Origin of the sequence: Devosia sp., from assembly GCF_030689745.1 — a bacterium.
Lineage (GTDB): Bacteria > Pseudomonadota > Alphaproteobacteria > Rhizobiales > Devosiaceae > Devosia > Devosia alba.
In genome coordinates, this window is sequence record NZ_JAUYGL010000195.1 from 1 (window position 1) to 7,192 (window position 7,192).

A 7,192-nucleotide genomic window follows, 5' to 3' on the forward strand; every position below is an offset into this window, starting at 1 on the left:
AACCGCCTCGGGGCGCCGGTTTTTGGAACTGTACGGCGGCACGGGGATCGCTCGCCCCCACACGGCCGGAGTGGAACCTGTGCGGCAGGCAAAGACCACACCCGGCTCACCCCACCACTGTTCGCCTGCAGGCCGCCCATGCGGGGTGATGGAGGCAGTATGCGCGCGGTTTTGGGGGGTGGGGATAAGGGGGATAGTTCTGGATCCTGGCGGGTGAGGATCAGCCAGCCTTGCAGTCGACACCCTACCCCTTGTGGGAAGGGTCTGGGTGGGGAGGGTCTGGGAGGGGGTGGTTGGCCCCGATATCGGGGCAATATCTTGCCACATGCACAGCATTGTACCCCTCCATCGAGGGGAAGGCGCAGATCGCGCGGTGCGGGCGCGCAAAGCTACAGGGTGGCGAAGGCTTTGCTGGCGGGTTCGGCGTTGCGGCGGGCGCGGTTGCTGGCGTGGGTTGCCAGTTGGGCGGCGCCAGCGTGGAACTGGGAGAAAGTGATCGTCCCCGCCGACTGCGTTGCAATGGTGATGCCGCGCCAATTGGGCCGCACCGCGCGCACATCGGACCAGACGATGCTGGTGACGCGCCCCAGGGCGGAGCGGTGCTCGATGCACTTATTGTTCCAGCGCACCCGGGTGAACAGACCACCCAGGCCGATGCCCAGTGCCCCTGCCCCCAGCAGCAGCGAGGCCAGGAAGGTGGCGACCATTTGCGTGGCGGGGATGTGTTTGGAACTGCCAATGACGATCACCGCCGACATCAGCACAACGGCCAGAGCCGCCGCGCCATAGCAGGCAAAATACTCTACCAATGAGGGCCGCAACTCGGACCAGCCATCCACCAAAAGGGCCTCCTCACTCTGCAGCAGGCGCAGCGCCAGAAAGGCGGCATAGCCGAAGGCGACGACCCCGGCGGCACGGGACAGCGGCAAGTCAGCAGTCAGCGGTACATATTTGAGAATGAGAAGGGAGATAATAATCGACAGTGGTACAGCCACTTCCTGCCAGCGCAAGGGCACTAATGCTCTCCAAAATAGTTGGGCCGATGACGCGAAACGGCAATTTCGATGCCTTGAATCTAGCAAGGTGCGGTGATTTGGCCACTGACAATTTTGCGACTTGTGTGCGTGGCGGCGATTTCCGGCGAGAATGTCACAGTGTCGGCGTGCATATATGGCTTCAAGGCGATAGGAAATCGATTCACGATGCCGCGCCAAATATTTGATTTACCACGCATATTTCGTCCGTGGCAGCGCATCGGATGCGGCCGCAACGGCGCTGACGCAGCGCGCACGCCAGTGCGGGGTGGACAGGCGAGCCCATTGCGATTTCTAAATTGGCGGCGTGCTGGAGGGCGAGATGCGCGATTCGATACCAATGCCGGTGACGGCGATGCTGGGCGCCAGCATGTTCTGCTCAGGCGTGACCTTTGCCAGCACCGCCCCCTATGCGGCGATTGTTGGCATCGAGGCGCTGGGATTGAGCAGCGCGCAGTATGGGCTGCTGATTGCCATCGGCTCGGTTGTCGGCGCGCTGGTGTCGGTAGCGCTGGGTTATGCATCTGACCGCCTGCATGATCGACGCGTGCTGGTGTTGCTGGCGGCCGTCGCCGGCATGGTCGGCTATGGCCTGATCTATGCCGTGCGGACGCAATTGGCGTTCATTGTCGCCATGGGCGCGATCATGCCGCTGGGCCTGGCGATGTTTTCGCAGAATTTCGCCTATGCGCGGGTGTATTACAACGCCAAGAACCCGGAACGGTCGCAGTTCATGGTCTCGGCGATGCGCACGGTGTTCACTGTAGCCTGGGTGGTTGTGCCCCCGATTGTGGGCGCTATTGCTGCGCAGTTTTCGGTGTTTGACGTGTATCTGGTGGCGGCATTGGCCTATGCGGTGTGCGGGCTGATCTTTGCCATCATGATGACCGACCCGGGCACCCATATTGCCTCGGCCCCGATTGCCAAGCGCGAGCCGGGCGCCAAGCGGGGGCTGCTCCCGGTGCCGATCCTGACCGGACTGGCGGGCATTCTGGTGATCAATATCGCCATGCGGCTGGTGACGTTGGCCATGCCGCTGACCATTGTCACCCGGCTGGGCGGCACCTTGGCCGATGTGGGTCTCTATGCCGGATTTGCTGCGGCCATGGAAATCCCGTTCATGATCATGTGGGGCTATCTGCTGGCACGGATGTCGCGCGAAGCCATCATCGTGGGCAATGCGCTGCTGCTGGGTCTTTACATCTATCTGGTGTCGCAGGCCGGGTCAGTGCTGGAAGTGTTCTGGCTGCAAATCCTCAACGGCATTGCCACCGCCGCGCTGATGTCGATCCCGATCAGCTATATTCAGGACGCGATCAAGGGGCGCGTCGGGCTATCGACCTCGCTGATGGATGCGGTAGCGATCGGCGCCACGCTGGTGGGGGCGACCGCCTTTGGCGTCTTGAGCGCTGGCGAAGATTATCAGCTGGTGCTGCAAGTGGCCGCGGCCATTGCGGCGGCGGGTGGGCTGATCATGCTGACCGGCAATGTCGGCAGAATGCGGGCCCGCCTGGCGTAGCGCGACGGGAATCCCCCCGCGCAAAAAGAAACGGTGGCCGTGGCCACCCTCCCCCTTCAGATATGTGACGCCGCTCAGATCTGCGGCTTGCGCTTGGGCTTGTGGTCCTTCTTGACCGGCTTGACGCCATCGGTCGGCTTGCCGGCCCATTTCGGCTTGCCCTTGTCCTTACTCGGCGGCGCCTTGCTGACCTTGGGCGGGCGCGGCTTGTCGAAGTCGGGCTTGGGTGGCCGAGGCTTGTCGGCATCAGCGGAGGGGTTCCAGCCGCCGGTTGCCGGTGCCTCGAAATCATCGGGCCGCAAGCCTGCAGAGCCATAGCGGCTCTGGCGGTCGGCCCGTTCGGGGCGCGGTGCATCGGGATCGTAGCGCTCGACCGGACCGGGTGGGCGACGCTGCGACGGGGGTGGGCCAGCCGGACGTTCGCCGGGACCATCAACCGGGGTGATGGTGACACCGCGTTCGCCCGAACCATTCTTGGCGATGTTACGGGTAAAGGCATCGGCCTTTTGCGCGGCGACTTCAAAGATGGATTCCGTATCGAAGATGCGGATCGAGCCAATGGCGGTCTTGGTGACGTCGCCAGCCTTGCACAGCATGGGCAGGATCCAGCGCGGTTCGGCACGCTGCTTGCGGCCGACATTGACCTTGAACCAGGTGCCGCCTTCGAAGCGTTCGCGGGTCCGCGGATCGCTGTCGCCGGGCTTGCCGGGCACCGGGTTTTCGGTGACGTCCTCGGGAGCCGGACGGGCAGCGAGCTGCTGACGCAGATAGGCGGCGGCAATGGCTTCGACCGAGTGACGTTCCATGAGCTGAGCGACGAATTCGGATTCGTCCTCGGCGATGGGCGCTGTCAGGGCGTCATTGGTCAAAATACCTTCGCGGAAGCGGGCGTCGATCTCGGCCGCGGTGGGCGGCGCCATATTGGTGACGTCGAGCTTGGCCGTGCGCAGAATGCGCTGGGCGACATTGCGGCGATGCATCGGGGTGATGATGACGCAGGTGCCCTTGCGTCCCGCCCGGCCAGTGCGACCCGAGCGATGCAGCAGGGTGTCGGGATTGGTCGGCAGATCGGCGTGGATCACCAGATCGAGATTGGGCAGATCGATACCGCGGGCAGCAACGTCAGTAGCGACGCAGATCCGGGCGCGGCCGTCGCGCATGGACTGCAGCGCATTGGTGCGTTCGGCCTGGCTGAGTTCGCCGGACAGGGTAACCACATCAAAGCCGCGGTTGTGCAGGCGGGCCGAGAGGTGTTTGACGCCCTCACGGGTGGAGGCGAAGACGATGGTATTGGCCGCCTCGTAGTAGAGCAGCGTGTTGATGATGGCGTTTTCGCGCTCATTGGCCGGGACCAGCATGAGCTTGTAATCGATATCGGCATGCTGCTGACCACCGCCGGTGGCAGCAACGCGCAGTGCATTGCGCTGGAATGTCTTGGCCAGTTGGGCGATGGGCTTGGGCACGGTGGCCGAGAACATCAGGGTGCGACGATCCTCTGGGGCGGCGTCGAGGATGAATTCGAGATCCTCGCGGAAGCCCAGATCGAGCATCTCGTCGGCTTCGTCGAGCACGACGGCCCGCAGTGCCGACATGTCGAGCGCACCCCGGGTGATGTGATCGCGCAGACGACCGGGGGTGCCCACCACGATATGGGCGCCACGATCGAGCGCACGGCGCTCGGTGCGGGCATCCATGCCGCCGACGCAGGTGGCCATCTTGGCACCGGCTTCGGCATAGAGCCATTCGAGCTCGCGCTGGACCTGCAGGGCCAGTTCACGAGTGGGGGCGATGACCAGGGCCAGCGGGGCGCCGACCGAAGTGAAATGTTCGGCTTCGCCGAGCAGGGTGGCGGCGATGGCCATGCCGAAGGCAACGGTCTTGCCCGAGCCGGTCTGGGCCGAGACCAGCAGGTCGCGGCCAGCGGTCTCATCTTCGATGATGGATGACTGGACAGGGGTCAGAGTCTCGTAGCCCTTTGCAGCAAGGGCGCGAGCGAGTGGAGGCGAAATGGTTTCAGGCAGGGACAATGCAGATCTTTCGGATGGGGTGAGAACCCCTACCCGAGCCTCCCCTGGATAGTCGGGAGGGCGGCAAGGAGTTCTGAAGTTGGTGCATTATAGCACAAACAAGCAAAAAGGCCGCCCCCATTGGGCGGCCTCGGATTTCTGGAGGCGAGAGGCGATCAGCCTTTGGTCTGGCGGCGCAGTTCGGCGATTGATTTGCCCTTGTGGCCCCAGTTTTCCATCGGCACCTCATCGATCACGACAAAGGTGCTGTCAGGACTTTTGCCGAGCACACGAACCATCACATCCGTAATGCCGGCGATCACCGCGGCCTTTTTCTCGGCCGAGACGTCATCATCGGTAATGCGGACGTTGATGTAGGGCATCAGCCGACGATTTCGTCTTCGTTGAAGAAGAACTTGATTTCTTCAGCAGCAGTTTCGGGCGCATCCGAACCGTGCACGGAGTTTTCGCCGATCGAGAGGGCGAATTCCTTGCGAATGGTGCCGGCAGCGGCGTTTTCCGGGTTGGTGGCGCCCATGACTTCACGGTTCTTGAGGATGGCGCCTTCGCCTTCAAGCACCTGAACGACGACGGGCGATGCGATCATCTGCTCGACCAGTTCGCCAAAGAAGGGGCGTTCCTTGTGCACCGCGTAAAAGCCTTCGGCCTGGGCACGGGTCATATGGATCTTCTTGAGGGCGATCGGGCGGAGACCGGCTTCCTCGAACTTGGCAATGATCTTGCCGATCAGGTTGCGGCGGACGGCATCAGGCTTGATGATCGAAAAGGTGCGTTCGAGCGCCATGGGTGGATCCTTGGATGGGTCTGAGGGAATGGTGGCGCTTTGTAGCGGGAGAGTCTGACGGAGGCAAGACGGGGCAGCCATGCGGGAATCCCGGTTGCCATCGGCGTCACATAACTTTATCCAGCGGCAAAGACTTTTTGTTGCGGGTACGCGCACGGCTTGGCCGATGCGCCGTTTTGCCTGCCCAGTTCCATAGATTGCCGTTGTCATGCTGTCGATCAACAACCTCACCTATCGTATTCAGGGCCGCGAACTGTTCGAGGACGCTTCGGTGGTGTTGCCGACGGGGTCCAAGACCGGCTTTGTCGGCAAGAACGGCACCGGCAAGACGACACTATTTCATCTGATCCAGGGCCATATCCATGCCGATTCCGGCGGCATGGAACTGGTCAAGAAGGCGCGCATCGGCGCGGTGGCGCAGGAAGCCCCGGCGGGCAATGAAAGCGTGCTGGACGTGGTGATGTCGGCCGACAAGGAGCGCACGGCGCTGATGGCCGAGGCCGAGACCGCGACCGACCCCGACCGCATCGGCGAAATCTATATCCGGCTCGCCGATATCGACGCCTATACGGCCGAAGCACGCGCGTCGTCCATTCTCAAGGGTCTGGGCTTCGAGCAGGACCGGCAGAATTCGCCGACGCATGAATTGTCGGGCGGCTGGCGCATGCGGGTGGCACTGGCCGGCGTATTGTTCAGCCAGCCTGACCTGTTGCTGCTGGACGAGCCGACCAACTATCTCGATCTTGAAGGCACGCTGTGGCTGGAAAAGTACCTGGCCACCTATCCCTATACCGTGTTCATGATCAGCCATGATCGCGACCTGCTGAACAAGTCGGTCAGCTCGATCATCCATCTCGAGCATCGCAAGCTCACCTATTACAAGGGCAATTACGACACGTTCGAAAGCACGCGTCGCATGCAGATGGAGCTCAACAACAAGGGCCGCGAGAAATCGCTGGACCAGATCGCCCACATGCAGAAATTCGTCGACCGCTTCGGCGCGTCCGCGACCAAGGCCAAGCAGGCGCAGGCGCGCATGAAGATGATCGCCAAGCTGAAGCCGCCAGCGGCGATGTTTGACGAGTACTCTGCGCCCTTCACCTTCCCGCAGCCCAAGGTCGAACAGGCCACGCCGATGATCTCGCTGGACGGCGCTTCGGCCGGCTATGGCGACAAGACCATTCTGCGCCACATCAATATGCGCATTGATCCGGGCGACCGGATCGCGCTGATCGGGGTGAATGGTAACGGCAAGTCGACCTTTGCCAAGCTGCTGGCCGGCGACATCAAGCCGATGGGCGGCACATTTGCCAAGGGCAAGAAGCTCGAGATCGCGCATTTCGCCCAGCACCAGATGGACAAGCTCAAGCCCGAATGGACCCCGTTCGAGCATATCGTCGACATCATGCCGACCGACAGCGAATCCAGGCGGCGCTCGCGCCTGAGCCAGATGGGCCTGACCAAATCGCGCATGGACACCCCGGCCAAGAACCTTTCAGGCGGCGAGCGGGCCCGCCTGCTGATGGGGCTGATTACGTTTTCGGGCCCCGGCATGATGATCCTGGACGAGCCTACCAACCATCTGGATATCGATAGCCGCGACGCGCTGGTGCACGCGCTAAATGACTATGAAGGCGCCGTGCTGATCATCAGCCATGATCGCCATCTGATCGAAGCGACCTGCGACACGCTCTGGATTGCCGAGGGCGGCACCATCCGCGTGCTCGATGAGGATCTGGACAGTTACCAGAATTCCATCACCTCGGCCAAGGAAGGCAAAGGCGGCAGCAAGGCCGACCGGAAGGCCAACAAGCAGGAAGCCGCCGCC

General features: G+C 62.5%; 6 protein-coding genes. 2 read left to right on the forward strand and 4 right to left on the reverse strand.

What is annotated here, in order from left to right:
• Positions 1 to 389 precede the first annotated feature (389 nt).
• Complete coding sequence (locus tag Q8O80_RS17130; RefSeq protein ID WP_305581464.1) at positions 390 to 1,016, reverse strand: hypothetical protein; 627 nt, start codon at positions 1,014 to 1,016, stop codon at positions 390 to 392.
• Between the two features lie 340 nt (positions 1,017 to 1,356).
• Between Q8O80_RS17130 and Q8O80_RS17135 the strand changes: the two genes are divergently transcribed.
• Positions 1,357 to 2,553, forward strand: coding sequence for an MFS transporter (locus Q8O80_RS17135; RefSeq protein WP_305581466.1), 1,197 nt, complete (start codon positions 1,357 to 1,359; stop codon positions 2,551 to 2,553).
• Positions 2,554 to 2,627: 74 nt separating this feature from the next.
• Here the strand turns inward: Q8O80_RS17135 and Q8O80_RS17140 are convergent, their stop codons facing one another.
• The 3 genes from Q8O80_RS17140 to ndk form a co-directional block, all read right to left on the reverse strand.
• On the reverse strand, positions 2,628 to 4,580 hold the full coding sequence (locus Q8O80_RS17140; protein WP_305581468.1) for a DEAD/DEAH box helicase: 1,953 nt from the start codon (positions 4,578 to 4,580) through the stop codon (positions 2,628 to 2,630).
• Between the two features lie 155 nt (positions 4,581 to 4,735).
• Positions 4,736 to 4,942, reverse strand: a complete 207-nt coding sequence (locus Q8O80_RS17145) for a 4-oxalocrotonate tautomerase family protein (protein WP_305581470.1) — start codon at positions 4,940 to 4,942, stop codon at positions 4,736 to 4,738.
• Positions 4,942 to 5,364: a nucleoside-diphosphate kinase gene (ndk, locus tag Q8O80_RS17150; protein ID WP_305581472.1), complete on the reverse strand. Its 423-nt coding sequence runs from the start codon at positions 5,362 to 5,364 to the stop codon at positions 4,942 to 4,944. Before ndk ends, Q8O80_RS17145 begins: the two co-directional genes overlap by 1 nt.
• Positions 5,365 to 5,572: 208 nt before the next feature.
• Between ndk and Q8O80_RS17155 the strand changes: the two genes are divergently transcribed.
• Positions 5,573 to 7,192, forward strand: a 1,620-nt coding sequence (locus Q8O80_RS17155) for an ABC-F family ATP-binding cassette domain-containing protein (protein ID WP_305581474.1), incomplete at its 3' end; no start/stop codon positions are given.